This is a genomic window from Segatella copri, assembly GCF_003465495.1.
In the GTDB taxonomy this organism is placed as follows: domain Bacteria; phylum Bacteroidota; class Bacteroidia; order Bacteroidales; family Bacteroidaceae; genus Prevotella; species Prevotella copri_G.
The window spans coordinates 1-1333 of sequence record NZ_QSAV01000109.1 but is presented as its reverse complement, the minus strand read 5'-3'; the positions used below and the strand labels follow the sequence as shown (position 1 = coordinate 1333).

Annotated in this window: 2 protein-coding genes; both read left to right on the top strand. The window is 46.3% G+C overall.

The window, feature by feature from the left end:
• A partial coding sequence (locus tag DWV53_RS15250; protein ID WP_118155457.1) for a plasmid mobilization protein occupies positions 1–360 on the top strand: 360 nt, incomplete at its 5' end.
• Positions 357–1307, top strand: a complete 951-nt coding sequence (locus tag DWV53_RS15245; RefSeq protein WP_118155455.1) for a relaxase/mobilization nuclease domain-containing protein — start codon at positions 357–359, stop codon at positions 1305–1307. The genes DWV53_RS15250 and DWV53_RS15245, both read left to right, overlap by 4 nt.
• Positions 1308–1333 lie beyond the last annotated feature (26 nt).

Sequence of the window (1333 nt, the reverse complement as noted above, 5' to 3'; positions counted from 1 at the left end):
AGGGTTCGCAAGCTGTCGAAGTCTGTCACGGTGAAGTTCTCAAAGCCAAGCTATGAGGCATTGAAACTGAGGGCGAGAAAAGCCAACCGCAAGTTGGCGGAGTATATCCGTGAATCAGCCTTGAATGGTGAGGTGGTGAGCGGACACAACACAGAGACGGTAGCCATCGCCAAGAACCTCATTGGCATGGCGAACAACCTCAACCAACTTACCAAGCTGTCGCATCAGAGAGGTTTCCATGAAACCCATGTATATGTGGTGGACTTGTTGAGAAGATTGAAAGAAATCCTTGGCGAGTATCGCCAAGCAAGTTATAAACCGAAGCCAAGCAGTATGGGCAGAAAGGAGGATACCACATGATAGGCAAGCTAAAGAAGGGCAGCTCATTTGGTGGTTGCATCCGCTATGTTACAGGCAAGGACGAGGCGAAAATCCTTGCCTCTGATGGTGTGTTACTCGGCACGAATGCCGAGATGACGCAAAGTTTCGAGCTACAGAGGCAGCTAAATCTAAGGATTAAGAAGCCTGTGGGACACATTGCATTGAGCTTCAAACCAGAGGACAAGCCACGTTTGACGGATGAGTTCATGGCTAAGATAGCCCTTGAATACATGCAGATGATGGGCATCACCAAAACCCAATTCATCATCGTAAGGCATCACAACACGGACAATCCACATTGTCATATCGTATATAACCGCATCAATAACGAGGGCAAACTCATATCAGACAGGAATGATTACAGGCGTAATGAGCAAGTGACCAAGGCTCTTAAATCTAAGTATGGATTTACCTACGGAACGGACAAGAGCAATACTAATACTCGCAAGTTACGCAATGCTGAGCGAGCCAAATATGAGATTCACAATGCTGTAAAGAGCGCATTGAGAATGGCAGATAGCTGGGACGAGTTCAAAAGTGAACTTGCAAAACGAGGTGTTCACTTAGAGTTTGTCTATAAGGATAAGGAGCGAACCAAGGTTCAAGGCATCCGTTTTGGCAATGATGGATATAGCTTCAAGGGTACGCAGATTAGCCGAGGCTATAGCTTTGGCAAGCTGAATGCAAGGTTTGAGGGAATGGAGAACCATGTATCACCAAAATCCAACTCTACTCTGCAATACGAGCAAGGCTATCATAAGAGCAACCATGAGCCATCCATGTCGGATAGCAGCCAAGACCCTTGGGACGGCATTTCTTCCATTGGACTTTTTGCTTCTGCCAACGCTCAGACCTTTGAGTCTTTCCCAGAGGACGAATCATCCAAGAAGAAAAAGAAGAAACGCAGAAAGGGCTTTAGCCTTTGATGCAAGTTACAAACCATTCAAACAAC

What these genes read in the sequence shown, in the direction of transcription:
- DWV53_RS15245 (WP_118155455.1), top strand. Translation starts at nt 357, where the DNA reads ATGATAGGCAAGCTAAAGAAGGGCAGCTCATTTGGTGGTTGCATCCGC.